The following is a 14,588-nucleotide window of genomic DNA, read 5'->3' as shown; positions in this document are numbered from 1 at the left end:
CGGATGCGGTTCTCGATGATGGCGGCACGTGTGTTCGACGTGCCGCCATCACGCGTCTGAGCTGGGCAAAGTCCCGGACATCGTTACTTGACTTCTCTGGGGTTCGCTGGTCCAATGGAATTGGCTAGGCCACTAGCCCAGTCATCCAATCGGACTTCGGGTCCGGCTCCCACCTCGCTTCGACGTAAGGATCAATTCGATGCCCCTCAACACGACAGGCAGAACCGGACCGCTCGAAGGCACCGTGGTGGTCGATCTGACCCGTGCCCTGGCCGGCCCGCACGCGGCCATGATGCTCGGCGACCTCGGCGCAGACATCATCAAGGTCGAGACCCCCAAGGGCGGCGACGACACCCGAGTCTGGGGTCCCCCCTTCGTCACTCCGCGCGACGCCGAACGTGAGTCGACGTACTTCCTCTCGGCCAACCGCAACAAGCGATCCATCGCACTCGATCTCAAGACCGACGACGGCCGAGAAGCGTTGGAGCACATGATCGAACGAGCCGACGTGCTGCTCGAGAACTTTCGCACCGGAGTGCTCGACCGCCTCGGCTTCTCGCCCGAACGCATCGCCGAGATCAACCCGCGCACGGTCGTGCTGTCGATCAGCGGATTCGGTCACGACGGCCCCGAGGGTGGCCGCTCCGGCTACGACCAGATCGCCCAGGGTGAGGCCGGATTGATGTCGTTCACCGGCTCCGGTCCCGAGGACGTCCAACGCGTCGGCGTTCCTATCGCAGACCTGCTGGCCGGAATGTACGGAGCCTTCGGCGTTCTCGCCGCACTACGTGAACGCGACCGCACCGGACGGGGCAAGGTCGTCCGTACCTCCTTGCTCGCCAGCGTCGTCGGAGTACACGCCTTCCAGGGCACCAAGTGGACCGTTGCCGGCGAGATCGGCACGGCGCAGGGCAACCATCACCCATCGATCTGCCCGTACGGATTGTTTCCGACCTCGGATGGCGCAGTGCAGATCTCCGTCGGTAGCGAGGGCCTGTGGCATCGGTTCTGCGAGGGCTTCGGTATCGACCCCGATCTCGAAGGCATGGCCACCAACCCACAACGCGTCGACAGTCGCGACGACGTCATCGAACTCGTCTCCAAGATCTTCCGCACCTACGACACCGAACCGCTGCTGGCCCTTCTCGACGAGATCGGAGTTCCCGCAGGCAAAGTGCGCAACGTGCAGGAGGTGTACGAGTGGGAGCAGACCAAGTCTCAAGGCCTGCTGGTCGACGTCGAGCACGCGACGTTGGGCACGGTCACTCTTCCGGGCCCGCCGCTGCGCTTCTTCGAATCCGACGGCACCGAGGTCACCGAAACCAATCATCTGGCTCCGCCGGTACTCGGTGCCGACGACGAGCTCGTCCGCGACTGGCTGAAAGAAGCGATCCGATGACCAGAATGACCGCCCTCGAACTGCTCGATCTGGTGATCGATCCCGGCAGCTTCGACTCCTGGGACACCCCGACCGCGGACTACGTCATCGACGACCAGTACGCGAGCGAACTCGCGGCGGCCCGTGAGAAGACCGGTCTCGACGAATCCGTCCTCACCGGATCGGCAACCATTCGGGGCCGCAAGGTCGCAATCCTGCTCGGCGAGTTCGCATTTCTGGCCGGCTCGATCGGGGTTGCGGCGGGTGAACGGCTCGTCACCGCCGTGCACCGGTCGACGGACGAGCGGTTGCCGCTGCTCGCGTTGCCGACCTCCGGCGGAACCCGCATGCAGGAGGGCACCGTCGCGTTCCTGCAGATGGTCAAGATCACCGCCGCGATCACTGCGCACAAGGCGGCGAACCTGCCGTACATCGTCTACCTGCGGCACCCCACCACCGGTGGAGTTTTCGCGTCCTGGGGATCGCTCGGACACGTCACCGTCGCCGAGCCCGGTGCCCTCGTCGGCTTCCTCGGGCCTCGCGTCTACGAGGCCCTCTACGACGCGAAATTCCCCACGGGCGTACAGACGTCGGAGAACCTCCAGGCCCACGGGCTCATCGACGCCATCCGCCCGCCCGAGCAGCTCGGCGAAATCGTCGATCGGGCGCTGCGCATCATGACCGACATCCCGTCGTGCCGGCCCCGCACCGTCGAGGCGCTCGAATGGACGATCGAGGACGTGCCCGCGTGGACGTCGATCCTGGCCTCCCGTAGGAACGATCGTCCCGGCGTGCGCGAGTTGCTGTTCAGCACCGCAGCAGATGTGCTGCCGCTCAACGGAACCGGGCAGGGAGAGTCGGATCCGGGTCTGATTCTGGCTCTCGTTCGGTTCGGCGACATGCCGTGCGTACTGCTCGGGCAGGATCGACGTGGGCAGACGACCAAGACCCCGCTCGGTCCCGCAGCGCTTCGCGAGGCTCGACGCGGTATGCGTCTGGCTCAGGATCTCAAGCTTCCGCTCGTCACCGTCATCGACACCGCGGGCGCGGCGCTGTCGAAGGAGGCGGAGGAAGGCGGTCTCGCGGGAGAGATCGCTCGGTGCATCGCGGACATGGTCGACCTCCAAACCCCGACGCTGTCGTTGCTGCTGGGGCAGGGGACGGGCGGAGGTGCCCTCGCGCTGGTGCCGGCCGATCGCGTTCTTGCTGCTCAACACGCGTGGCTCTCGCCGCTGCCGCCCGAGGGTGCGTCGGCCATCGTGCATCGGGACACTGCTCATGCGGCCGAGATGGCCACCAAGCAGGGAGTACGGTCGCTCGATCTCTTCCGGGCCGGTGTCGTCGACATCATCATTCCTGAGCTGCCCGACGCGGCTGACGAATCGCAGCAGTTCTGCGACCGGGTGGGTGCGGTGTTGCACCGGGAGCTCGCCGACCTGATCGCCCAGGATCCGTCGATGCGGATGATCGCCCGCGAAAAGCGCTTCAACAGAATCGGCTTCGCGGCTGCCGCGGTCTGATGGCCGCCGAACTCGAAGTTGTGGATGACTTTCGGCTGAAATTCGTCCATAACTTCGAGCTCGGCGATGACCGGGGAGGCTATCGTCGTGCAGGTGGCGGGCAATGCGCGGGATCCGGGGGTCTCGGTGGCGTCTCGACTGCTGGCGTTGCTCGGCGTGTTCGACGAGCAGAAGCCTGCGTTGACATTGACCGAATTGGCAGACGGCGCAGGTCTTCCCATCGCCACGGCTCACCGCTTGGTGCACGAGCTTCTCGACTGGGGAGCACTCGTTCGCGGCGACGACGGCAAGTTCGTGGTCGGACGTCGGCTGTGGAAGCTGGGTATGTTGGCCCCGGATCAGTCCGACCTGCGCGAGATCGCGTCGCCGTTCCTGCACGATCTCTACGGAGCCACGCTCGCCACGGTGCATCTGGCCATTCGTGACGACGACGAGGTGCTCTACCTCGACAGGTTGGCCGGACACGCGTCGGTGCCCGCGATCAGCCGGGTCGGAGCCCGTCTGCCGTTGTACGCGACCGGAGTCGGAAAGGTGTTGCTGGCCTACGCTCCGCGCGAGGTGCACGACCGAGTGCTCGGGAACTTGGCCCGCATCACCCCGTACACGGTGACTCACCCGGGAAAGTTGGACAGTGAACTACGCCGAGTGCACCGCGAGGGGTATGCGCAGACGGTCGAGGAGATGACACTGGGAGCGTGTTCGGTGGCCGTACCCGTCCGCGGCGAGAGCGAGTCGGTGGTGGCCGCACTGGGAATCGTGGTTCCGAGCATCGGTCGAGATCGCGCAAGACTGGTTGCAGCTCTGCAGGTTGCGGCCCGAGGAATCGAGCGAACCCTACGGGGGTGAACGCGGGCTTTCACTGAGTGGAAACTACCTCTTGTCCGGAGGTCGCATGCGCGGTGTACTCGATGCATGCGTACACAGGTCGCCATCATCGGTGCAGGGCCCGCGGGTCTGCTGCTGTCCCACCTGCTCGGGGAGCAGGGAATCGACTCCGTTCTGATCGAGTCGCGCACGCAGCAGTACGTGCTCTCGCGAATCCGCGCAGGCATCCTCGAACATTCGACGGTTCGGCTGCTCGACGACCACGGCTTGGGCGAGCGGTTGCATCGCGAAGGCCACGAGCACCGCGGAATCTATCTGCAGTGGCCGGAAGAGCGACACCACATCGACTTTCGCGATCTGGTGGACCGAAGCGTGTGGGTCTACGGGCAGACCGAGGTGACGAAGGATCTCGTTGCGGCCCGCGAGAAAGCCGGTCAGCAGATCTACTACGACGTCTCCGACACCGCGTTGCACGACGTGGAGTCCGACGCCCCGTACGTCACGTTCGCCGACGCGTCGGGAACATCGATGCGGATCGACGCCGACGTCATCGCCGGATGCGACGGTTCCTTCGGTCCGAGCCGGGCGGCGATGCCGGATTCGGTGCGTAACACCTGGGAGCGAACGTACCCCTACTCCTGGCTCGGTGTGCTCGCCGACGTCGCACCGTCGACGGACGAGCTGATCTACGCCTGGCATCAGGATGGATTCGCGATGCACTCGATGCGATCGTCGACGGTCAGCCGGCTGTATCTGCAGGTTCCGAACGGCACCGACATCGCCACCTGGTCCGACGAGCGGATCTGGGATGCGTTGGCACGCAGGCTCGGTCATGGTCAGGACGGCTGGGAGCTGACACCGGGACCGATCACCGAGAAGAGCGTGCTGCCGATGCGCAGCTACGTGCAGACGCCGATGCGACACGGCAGACTCTTTCTGGCCGGCGACGCCGCGCACATCGTGCCGCCGACCGGAGCGAAGGGCCTCAACCTCGCGGTTGCCGACGTGGCCCTGTTGGCCCCGGCGCTGACATCGTTGCTGGGCAAGAACGACTCCCGTGCCGCCGATGCCTACAGTGACGACGCACTCCGACGCGTCTGGCGCTGCACGCACTTCTCGTGGTGGATGACGACGATGCTGCACACCGGCGACGATCCGTTCGACGCGCAGTTGCAGCTCTCCCAGTTGCGTTGGGTGGCCTCCAGCGAGGCAGGAGCAACGGGACTGGCGGAGAACTATGCGGGACTGCCGATCGGATTCTGAGCGGGTGGACTGTCGAACTCGAAGTTATGGACAGAATTCGGCCGGAATCCATCCATAACTTCGAGTTCGGCGGCGATCGCTGCGGCCGGCCCCTCGTTCGTTACCCTTGCGGAACAGCGAGAGAAACAGGGTAATTCACAGTGTCTGATATCGACGCGACCTCGGCGCGCACGACCACCGCGGTACGGGCCACCTACATCGCGTTCATCGGAGCCGGCTTCGCCTTCGCCAGTTGGGCATCGCGCATTCCGCAGGTGAGGGACCGGCTCGAGCTCACGTCGTCCCAACTCGGCATCGTGCTGCTGGCCATCGCCGTCGGGTCGTTGCTCGCCCTGCCGCTGTCCGGCATCATCATCAACCGCTTCGGGTCTCGGCTCACGGTGACTGTGATGTCTGTCGTCCTCGCGGCCGGTCTGACCATCATCTCCACCGGCTATCTCGTCGGTGTGGTGCCGTTGCTTCTTGGGCTGTTCGTGCTCGGATTCGCCAACGGCGCATGGGATGTTGCCATGAACGTCCATGGCGCAGTGGCCGAACGACGGCTCGGGCGATCGATCATGCCGCGCTTTCACGCGGGTTTCAGCGCGGGCACCGTGGTGGGAGCCCTGATCGGAACACTGATGGTGGTGCTGAACGTCTCGGTGACGGTGCATCTGCTGGCGGTCGCAGCCGCGATCGTCGGAGCCATCCCGTGGGGAGTCCGTAACTTTCTGAACGAGTCCGACGCCGAACCCGAACAGCCCGCCCCCGACACCTCGCGGCTACATGCCCTCGCTCGGTGGAAGGAGCCGCGCACCCTGTTGATCGGTGTCGTGGCCTTGTCGTTCGCGTTTGCCGAGGGCAGCGGAAACGATTGGCTCAACATCGCATTGATCGACGGATACGACGCATCGGCCGTCGCCGGGACCCTGGCGTTCACCACGTTCCTGGTCGCCATGACCGCGGTGCGGTGGTTCGGCAACGGTCTGCTGGATCGGTACGGTCGCGTCGTCGTACTGCGAGGTCTCGCGGGCGTCTCGGTGGTCGGCGTGCTGTTGTTCGTGCTCAGTCCGTTTGTGCCGCTTGCGTTTCTGGGCGCGTTTCTGTGGGGATCGGGCGTCTCCCTCGGCTTCCCGGTTGCCATGAGTGCGGCGGCCGACGAGCCGGCAGCTGCCGCCGCTCGCGTCAGTGTGGTCGCCTCCATCGGATACTTCGCCTTTCTCGGCGGTCCGCCCCTCATCGGCTTCCTCGGCGGGCACGGTGACGTACTTCGAGCGTTGCTCGTGGTCGCTGCGCTCCTGGCGTGTTCGTTGATCGTGATGGGGGCATTGCGGCCCCTTGCAGGGTCGAACTCGCGGCATTGATTCCGCTCCGAGGCCGACATGGCCTCGGATACTGTGGCCGGTATGCGCATCGACGAGTATCGCCAGTACGACGGCCTCGGTCTGGCCGGTCTCGTGGCCGCAGGAGATGTGACACCGCGCGAACTGCTCGATTGCGCACTGGCGCAGGTCGAATCGATCGATCCGCGGATCAATTCCGTGGTTCGGGTGATGCGGGAGCAAGCCGACGACCAGCTGACGCGACCGTTCCAGGGCCCCTTCGCCGGAGTGCCGTTTCTGATCAAGGACCTCTCGCAGGACTACGCGGGCCTGCCCACATCGAGTGGATCACGTGCGTTGACGAACCTGCCGATGCCCGAGCATTCCACGGTGGTGCAGCGCTGGCTCGATGCGGGCCTGGTGATCTTCGGTAAGACCAACACTCCGGAATTCGGGGCGAAGGGAATCACCGAACCGGCGGTGCACGGCGCGACTCGAAATCCATGGGATCGCAGCAGAACTCCCGGTGGATCGTCGGGTGGATCGGCCGCCGCGGTGGCGTCCGGCATCGTCCCGGTGGCGGGAGCCAACGACGGCGGCGGTTCCATCCGGATTCCGGCGTCGTGCTGCGGTCTGGTCGGACTCAAGCCGGGACGCGGACTGGTGCCGTCGGGCCCCACGTTCGGCGAACCCATGCACGGGGCAGCAGTGCAGGGCGTCGTGTCGCGGTCGGTGCGCGATACCGCCGCGATGCTCGACGTGCTGGCGGGCGGTGAGGCGACGTCCGGCTATCTGCCCGCGCGTCCGGACGAAACGTTCCTGTCCCGAGTGGACAAGGACCCCAAGCCTTTACGCATCGGAATGTACGCTGTGACATCGGTCAATCCGTCGCCCCACCCGCAGGCCGTCGCCGCGATGGAGTCGGCTGCGAAGGCACTCACCGATCTCGGCCACACCGTCGAACTTCTCGACGCGCCACCGTACGACGACGCGAATCTCAACCGCGAATTCCTGCTGGCCTGGTTCACCTACCTGGCGTGGGAGATGGACGAGGTGAAACGCAGAACCGGTTGCGGCGACGACAGATTCGAGCGTGACACCCGCATCATGGCGGCGCTGGGCAGATCCGCCAGTGGTGTCGACTACCTCGAAGCAGTGGAAGGTCGCCATCTGCACGTGCGTGCGCTGGCCACCTTCTTCGAGACCTACGACCTGTTGCTCACGCCCACTCTCGCGGAGCTCCCCCCGAAGATCGGTGCCTTCGATCTCGCGAAGCCGTTGGAGCTGGCATCGGAGTTGTTGCTGCGCAGCCGAACTGCAGGAATCCTGCGCTACACCGGCATCGTGGATCAGATGATCGACGACAACATCTCGTGGATTCCCTACACGCAGCTGGGAAACGTCACCGGGCGTCCGGCGCTGTCGGTTCCCGTGCACTGGACCCCCGAGGGTCTTCCGATGGGCGCGCACTTCACCGCACCCCTCGGCGGCGAGGCATTGCTCGTCCAACTGGCCGGTCAGTTGGAGCGAGCCGTGCCGTGGGCCCACCGCTACGCCGATATCGGTTAGCGGGTCACTCCGAGCAGAGCCTTTCCGACGATGCCCGACGGGCGTTGCCGCACATGGCCGTCGACGATATCGACGACTCCGCCTGCCCACTCGGGATCGGTGTCGGCGGCAGCCTGGGGATCGGCGTGGGCATCGGTGCCCTCCTCGGCGGTGACGGTGATCGAACGCTCCAGGGCCTCTCGGACGCTCATCAGCGACGTATCGGGCTCGGCGAACACCTCTGTTGCTGCGTTCCCGCGGCGCACCACCATGTCGTGGGTGAGGCTGTCGACCAACGAGATCACCGTGCCGGCAGGCATGGCGGTGATCTTGGCGACGGCGCGCCCCACCAGACCGGTCGGCAACAGCGGTACCGGAATCTGTATGCGACGCAGACCGGCGACGCTGCCGTACGCCTGCAGTAGTTCGGGGTAGCTCATCGTCTCGGTTCCGCCGATGTCGAACGTTCCCGGGCGTGCGGTGTCGCCGAGAGCGCGGGCGATGATGGCGACCACGTCGACGACGGCGATGGGCTGGACCTGCCTGCGCATCCACGTCGGGATGGGCGTGAGCGGCAGCCGCTCGGTCATCCGTCGCACCAACTCGAACGACGTCGATCCGGAACCGAGAATGATCGCCGCCCGCAGCGCGGTGGCGTCGACGGAACTGTCGAGGAACGTCTCCTCTACCTGCAGTCGAGAGCGCAGGTGATCCGAGAGCGGCGTGCCGTCGTCGGGAATGAGTCCGGAGAGGTAGACGATCCGGCGCACACCGTTGCGTTCGGCCGCGGCGGCCATGGCCTGCGCGGCATGCCGATCCTTTTCGACGAAGTCGCCCTCGTCCATCGAATGCACGAGGTACACGACCGCGTCGACATTCTCGGTCGCGGTGTCGAAGGTCTCGTGCTCGTCGAGGTCGAAGTGCACGGCGGTGACGTGAGCGCCCCAGGCGAAGCGCGATTTCTTGGTCGGATCGCGCATTGCGGCGTGCACGTCGTGACCCTGTTCGAGCAGGACCGGGATCAGCCGAGACCCGATGTATCCGGTTGCGCCGGTGACCAGCACTCGCATGACTTTCTCGTTTCTGTAGACAAGGGCCATACCCCGTCGGAGCAGTCTCACTCCCCGGTGTCGGAAGCAGATGGCAGACTGTGCGGGTGAGTGCGCGTATCAGGAACAACGTCAGGGTCGTGGGGGCTGTCGACGGGCCCGTGGTGATGCTGGCTCACGGTTTCGGTTGCGACCAGACGCTGTGGCGTTCGGTGACCGATATCCTGGCTCCGAATTTCTCGGTCGTGCTCTTCGATCACGTCGGGTCGGGAGCCTCGGACCCCGCGGCGTGGGATGCCGACAAGTACGCGCCGCTGGAGGCCTACGTCCGCGACATCGTCGACATCGCCGAGGAACTCGATCTGCACGATGTGACGTTCGTGGGGCATTCGGTGGCGTCGATGATGGGTGTTCTCGCGGTCCAGGCGGCTCCCGAGCGATTCTCCAAACTCTTTCTCCTGACGCCGTCCCCCCGATACATCGACGACGGAGACTACCGGGGTGGCTTCAGCCGCGAGGATATCGACGAGTTGCTCGAGTCGTTGGACAGCAACTATCTCGGGTGGTCCGCGTCGATGGCAACGATCGTGGTGAACGCACCGGATCGGCCGGATCTCGAGAACATGTGGACCGCGAGCTTCTGCCGAACCGATCCCGAGTGCGCACGGGTGTTCGCCCGTACCACCTTCTTGTCCGACAATCGTGCCGATCTGGCCGGGGTCGCCCTGCCCACGATGATCGTCGACTGTGCTCGGGATTCGCTGGCACCGCCTCAGGTCGGCAGATACGTCCACGAACACATCGCAGGCAGCACCCTGCAGACCCTCGACGCCAGCGGGCACTGCCCGCACGTCACCCAGCCCGAACAGACCGCCGAGGCGATTGCGACCTTCGTGAGATCGTCGTGATCCACGAACTCGACATCGAGGACCTGTACGAGAACGCGCCGTGCGGCTACCTCTCGGTGCTGCCGGACATGCGGATCGTGAGACTGAACTCGACGCTGGCGAACTGGCTGGGATTCGAAGTCGACGCCTTGATCGGTACCGACTTCACCCAACTCCTCACCGCTGGTGGCCGGATTCACTACGAGACCCATTTCGGTCCGATTCTGCGGATGTACGGCCAGCTCGACGGCATCGCGATCGATTTCGTGACGTCCGATCGGCGACGGCTGCCCGTGTTCATGACCGCGAACGTCAAGACGGACGAGACGGGTGCGCCGGTACTGATTCGCATCACCGCGCTCGACGCCAGGGACCGTCGCACCTACGAACGCGAGTTGCTCGAGTCCCGAACTCGAGCGGAGCTGCTGGCGAAGACCCTGCAGCGGTCGTTGCTGCCGCCTGCCCTGCTGCCGCCGTCGGGAATGACCGCTGCCGCGCACTATCACGCGGCATCGAGCGACGAGGTGGGCGGCGATTTCTACGATCTGTTCCCGCTGTCGGACGACCGGTGGGGATTCTTCCTCGGCGACGTGTGTGGCAAGGGTGCGTCGGCCGCAGCCGTGACGTCGTTGACGCGGTACACCCTGCGCGCGGCCGCGGTGTACGACCACGATCCGGTCGCTGTTCTGCACAACCTGGACTCGGTTCTGCGGCAGGAGTTCCGCGAGAACGATGCGCAGTTCTGCACCGCAGTGTTCGGGGTGCTCAGTCGCTCGGACGGAGGATTCGAGGTGTCGATGGCCAGCGGCGGTCACCCACCTCCACTGGTGATGCGGGCCGACGGCAGCGCGCACTACGTACACATGACGGGTGGGCAACTCGTCGGAATTCTGCGTGCCGCCCGCTTCGTGCCTGCCACCGTGACATTGAGCGCAGGCGACACGCTGATGCTCTACACCGACGGCTTGACCGAGGCCCGGGTGGGCACGGGTCGATACGACGACGAGGGCGCGCTGCTCGAGTTCGCGACAGCCCACGCTCCGGCGACGGCAGCGATCATCGTCGAGGATCTGAGAGTCCTACTGAACAGCTTCGGCGACGGATTGGCCGACGACGCAGCAGTGATGGCGCTGGGAGTGTCGTCAGTCGAGAGCGGCCAGGGCTGACGCCAGATCTGCGTGCAGCGCGAATTCCTGATCGAGACCCATCAGTTTGATCGGGCGGCTGGTGGTCGGCCCATCGGCGACGACCGAGAAGGCGACGCTGTCCCCGTGGTTCTTCTGCGTCGATGCCAGCACCGTCATGGCAGCCGAGGCCAAGAACGAGACCTTGCTCAGATCGATGATCAACGCGGCAGGCGTGGTGGAAATCTGGGCGTCGATCGCGCTCGACAACGCGGGGGCCGTGGTGACGTCGAGTTCACCGGCGACAGCGATGACGGCCGCGCGGCCGTCGTTGCTGGACTGGATGGAGAATCCGGCGGTGTTCGTATCGGCTGACATCTGCACTCCTGAATCGTTACCCGCCGCGCTCGTCGACGGGGCATGCGGACCATTCAATCAGTTGGTCCTACTCGAACGTGACCTGCGTTCCTCTGAGCGCGGGAGCGCCGACCGTCGTGGTCCAGGACGGCACCGCGGCGGGGTCGATTCCGGTGGCCCCGCCGTAGACGACGGCCAGGGTCTGCTGCTCGGTGACCGAATTCGCATACGAGGCGGGCACGGGGGAGAGCTGCGGTGCAGGCAGCGTCGGAATGTCCTGGTCACCGGGGTTTCGAGTCGGCACCTGGTACGAGCCGTCGTTCGCGGAGCCGCCCGGATACTGCGGGAAGTACTCGCCGGTCGAGCGCTCGATGGGAGTAGGGCAGGTCGGGCCGCGGTTCTGCTCGAACAATCTCGGCTCGTCCTGGTTCGGTAGGTACCGACCCTTCGGGTTGACGAACGGCATCGAGACGTTGATGCCGGGGTACTCGTCGCCGACTCCGGTGACGATCCGTCCACGCCTGGCCCCCTCGGCGAACTGGGCGACGGTGCAACCGAGCGCGGGCGAGAATTCGGCGAGGACTTCGAGGGCCTCTCGCGAGTTCGCGGCCAATCCGATGACGTTCGCGGAGTTGGCGTCGAGGAAATCGGCGGTGGTGGACGAGGCCGAGGTCACCGAGGCGTACAGCGATTCGAGGGCCGGGCGCTTCTCGACGACGGTATTGCCGGTGGTCCGTAGGTTGTCCAGTGCGTTGATCAGCTCGGGAGCGGCATCGGCGTAGGTCTGCGAGAAATCGGCGAGCCCGCGCAGGTCTTCCTGGATTGCGGGCAACTCCGTGTTGAGGCCGGCAAAAATGTTCTCGAGTCTGTCGATCGTGAGACCGAGCTGCTCACCACGCCCGCTCAGTCCCTGAGCCAACGCACCGAGGGTGTTCGACAGGTCCTCCGGCGGCACCGCCTGGAGCAGCGGCAACAGGCCGTCGAGTACCTGCCCGACCTCGATGGCGTTACCGCTGCGATCCTGCTTCAGCACGGTGCCCTCGGTGATCGCGGACGCCGGCTTGCCCTCGGGCAGGACCAGTGCGACGTACCGCTCCCCGAACAACGTCTTCGGCAGCAGTCGCGCAGTGGCGTTCGACGGAATCATCTCGGCCATGTCCGGCTCGATGGCCAACTCCGAGGTGACGACGCCATCGGCCGTCGTCGCCGAGCGGACTTCGCCGACGATCATGCCGCGAACCTTCACATCCGCATTGCGGGGAAGCGCGTTGCCGACGCTGTCGGTCTCGAGCGACACCGTCACCACGTCCTCGAACGTCTTGTTGTACGAGGTGACGCTCCACCCGACGAACATGACGATGAGGAGGACAAGGGCGATTCCGAGGAGTCGGTTCTGGACCGGCGAGGGGGAGCCGGTCATGCGACCGTGGAGACGACAACAGCAGCCATGTCGCGAACCTTAGTGGTACACAACGTCACACTTACTACCGAAGATCGGTTTGTGAGATGGACCTAGCACTTCGGCAGAAATGTGATGGGCACCACTATCCTCAGTCGGCAACCAAGTGGGTCGAATGGAACCAGCCGCCCTGTCCGCGTTCTCGCTGCCGGCCGATGACGTATGTCCCCGGCGCGATTCCGGTGGCTCCGTGTTCGGGATGAATGAGGTATGCCGTCTGCGAGTTGGTCAGGATGCCCAGGGCCAGACCTCGGACGTCGTGCACGGGACTGGCCCACGAGCAGACGCCACCGTCGGCCACCAGGCTGTGGGGGTTACCGCCTGCGGCGCTGCGCAGTAGTTCGATTCCCGTCAACGGCACCTTCTCGCGTCGCGTCTGGCCGGTGGGGACGACTATGCCGTCGAGCAGTACGTACGGAACGACGATCAGATCCCCTTGAGCTTGCAGGCCGTCGATGACGGGCACGGAGATCTCCTTGTCGAGATAGTCGAATACGTCGAGGCCGGTGAGGTCGGTCAGTGCGGACAGTGTGATGTTCGAGTTCATGTGAGTCACCTTGGGTGTTGTCGGGGTGTGTGTAGCCGGCATGTGGTGTCGCGGTGAGGTGTCAGGTTCTGCGGAGTAGCCGGCCGTAGTCGGCTCCGGCCAGGCCGTAGGTCCAGCCCGCGGCGTCGACCGCGGACGAGAACGCGCCGGGGACGCGAAGTCCGTAGCGTCGGCGCTCGCCGTCGCGTTCACGAGAGCCGTTGACGGCGAGAAGGATTCGACCCTCGCTGCCCCAGCCCGCCGGGGTGGCGAACAGTTGCAGGGTGCAACCGGGATTGCCCGGATCGGCGTCGGTGTCGACCAGTCGCAAACCGGCTCGGTCGAGATAGTTGTCCCAACCGATTCGTTCGATGGCGCTCCGTCGGATCTCGACGTTGCGTTCGACGGTGATGCGCTCGACCGTCGGATCGTGGATCACCCACTTGGGAACCACGGTCCCGTTCAGGACATGGACACCGCTGCCGTCACCGAACTCGACTGCTGGAGAAGACGAATTGTGCAGGCGCACTTCACCGTGCACCGGATCGGGAACCGGCTCGGTGTGCACTGCTGTGGGGCGTTCGGACATCACTGCGACGTCGTCGAACGCCCACCACCATCCCGTCGATTCGACGAGGGCCGATTGAATGTCGAGAAGCTCGTTGTCCTCGCGCTCGAACGCGGCGAGGTGAAAGGTGCGATAGATGTCGTAGTAGGCGACGCGATGCGCTTCCTGCTGGCCGTACCAGGTGATACTGCCGAACGACTGCGGAGCGAGGCTTCTCGTCGCCGAAGCGACACCGTCGAACAGACTGGTGCGCAACGAATCCCACACTGTCCGGCGAATGATGGGATCGGGACTGATGCCGGCTCGGGCCGCGTCCTCCGGTGAACGTGTTGCAACGGTCATCCGCGCTTCTCGATCGCTCGGCATGTTCGGATTCTGGTGGAAGTACCACCGCGGCCATTCGATTCTTCGCTTGTCGATTAGCTCGTCCATTCGTCGACGCGAATTCGACAGCAACGATGCGATGCGTGCAGGTGACTTCTCGTCTTTTGCTGCGGTCGTGGGGATTTCGCTCACCAATTGCTCTGCCGTGACGAAGGACGCGGCGGCAGCGGGGGACGGTACCCACACGAACTCGGGCGCGTCGAAACCGGCTCTTCGATACAAGTGTGCCACGGCTGATTCCGCCGCGGTTCTATCGGAGGGGCCGGCCTTCAGGCCGTAGCGGAGCCATCGATCGCGCTGCGCGCAGACCGCACTGATGCTCTCGGCGTATTCATCGGGATTGTCACTGAATGTGCCGCGACGGGGAAATGTCGACGGCATCGGCACGGCGCTCACGTG

13 protein-coding genes are annotated in these 14,588 nt (G+C 65.1%); 8 read left to right on the top strand and 5 right to left on the bottom strand.

The features are described 5' to 3' along the window. Positions 1–199: 199 nt before the first annotated feature. The 6 genes from CH274_RS23220 to CH274_RS23195 all read left to right on the top strand — a co-directional run bounded on the left by CH274_RS23220 (position 200) and on the right by CH274_RS23195 (position 7,856). Positions 200–1,399 carry a CaiB/BaiF CoA transferase family protein gene (locus CH274_RS23220; protein WP_032395453.1) on the top strand — a complete coding sequence of 400 codons (1,200 nt, stop codon included), beginning with the start codon at positions 200–202 and terminating at the stop codon, positions 1,397–1,399. Beyond that, the gene (locus CH274_RS23215; protein WP_094659047.1) at positions 1,396–2,898 is read left to right on the top strand and encodes a carboxyl transferase domain-containing protein; all 1,503 of its coding nucleotides are present in this window, start codon (positions 1,396–1,398) and stop codon (positions 2,896–2,898) included. Before CH274_RS23220 ends, CH274_RS23215 begins: the two co-directional genes overlap by 4 nt. Before the next feature lie 93 nt (positions 2,899–2,991). Further along, positions 2,992–3,744 carry an IclR family transcriptional regulator gene (locus CH274_RS23210; RefSeq protein ID WP_094659165.1) on the top strand — a complete coding sequence of 251 codons (753 nt, stop codon included), beginning with the start codon at positions 2,992–2,994 and terminating at the stop codon, positions 3,742–3,744. A 66-nt stretch (positions 3,745–3,810) separates the two neighbouring features. After that, positions 3,811–4,986, top strand: a complete 1,176-nt coding sequence (locus CH274_RS23205) for a 4-hydroxybenzoate 3-monooxygenase (protein WP_094659046.1) — start codon at positions 3,811–3,813, stop codon at positions 4,984–4,986. Positions 4,987–5,126: 140 nt separating this feature from the next. After that, entirely contained in the window at positions 5,127–6,329 is a 1,203-nt protein-coding gene (locus CH274_RS23200) for an MFS transporter (RefSeq protein ID WP_094659045.1), read from the top strand. Positions 6,330–6,371: 42 nt separating this feature from the next. Next, a complete protein-coding gene (locus CH274_RS23195) occupies positions 6,372–7,856 on the top strand; it encodes an amidase (RefSeq protein WP_094659164.1) in 1,485 nt (494 codons plus the stop codon). Here CH274_RS23195 and CH274_RS23190 read toward each other — a convergent pair. After that, positions 7,853–8,905, bottom strand: coding sequence for an NAD(P)H-binding protein (locus CH274_RS23190; RefSeq protein WP_179275829.1), 1,053 nt, complete (start codon positions 8,903–8,905; stop codon positions 7,853–7,855). The genes CH274_RS23195 and CH274_RS23190 overlap by 4 nt on opposite strands. Before the next feature lie 86 nt (positions 8,906–8,991). Here CH274_RS23190 and CH274_RS23185 point away from each other — a divergent pair, with 86 nt between their 5' ends. Together CH274_RS23185 and CH274_RS23180 are read left to right on the top strand one after the other, a co-directional pair. Next, the gene (locus CH274_RS23185) at positions 8,992–9,792 is read left to right on the top strand and encodes an alpha/beta fold hydrolase (RefSeq protein WP_032395616.1); all 801 of its coding nucleotides are present in this window, start codon (positions 8,992–8,994) and stop codon (positions 9,790–9,792) included. Further along, entirely contained in the window at positions 9,789–10,937 is a 1,149-nt protein-coding gene (locus CH274_RS23180) for a PP2C family protein-serine/threonine phosphatase (protein WP_094659043.1), read from the top strand. Before CH274_RS23185 ends, CH274_RS23180 begins: the two co-directional genes overlap by 4 nt. Here CH274_RS23180 and CH274_RS23175 read toward each other — a convergent pair. The 4 genes from CH274_RS23175 to CH274_RS23160 all read right to left on the bottom strand — a co-directional run bounded on the left by CH274_RS23175 (position 10,914) and on the right by CH274_RS23160 (position 14,585). Next, positions 10,914–11,273 carry an STAS domain-containing protein gene (locus tag CH274_RS23175; protein ID WP_045198136.1) on the bottom strand — a complete coding sequence of 120 codons (360 nt, stop codon included), beginning with the start codon at positions 11,271–11,273 and terminating at the stop codon, positions 10,914–10,916. The genes CH274_RS23180 and CH274_RS23175 overlap by 24 nt on opposite strands. A gap of 67 nt (positions 11,274–11,340) precedes the next feature. Continuing rightward, on the bottom strand, positions 11,341–12,672 hold the full coding sequence (locus tag CH274_RS23170) for an MCE family protein (protein ID WP_045198138.1): 1,332 nt from the start codon (positions 12,670–12,672) through the stop codon (positions 11,341–11,343). A 130-nt stretch (positions 12,673–12,802) separates the two neighbouring features. Next, the gene (locus CH274_RS23165) at positions 12,803–13,258 is read right to left on the bottom strand and encodes a hypothetical protein (RefSeq protein WP_094646523.1); all 456 of its coding nucleotides are present in this window, start codon (positions 13,256–13,258) and stop codon (positions 12,803–12,805) included. A gap of 61 nt (positions 13,259–13,319) precedes the next feature. Beyond that, positions 13,320–14,585, bottom strand: coding sequence for a DUF6745 domain-containing protein (locus tag CH274_RS23160; RefSeq protein WP_256993676.1), 1,266 nt, complete (start codon positions 14,583–14,585; stop codon positions 13,320–13,322). Between the last annotated feature and the right edge of the window lie 3 nt (positions 14,586–14,588).

Origin of the sequence: Rhodococcus sp. 06-418-5 (assembly GCF_002258285.1) — a bacterium.
In the GTDB taxonomy this organism is placed as follows: Bacteria; Actinomycetota; Actinomycetes; order Mycobacteriales; family Mycobacteriaceae; genus Rhodococcoides.
The sequence above is the reverse complement of the archived record's forward strand: the minus strand, read 5'-3'. Positions and strand labels throughout refer to the sequence as shown.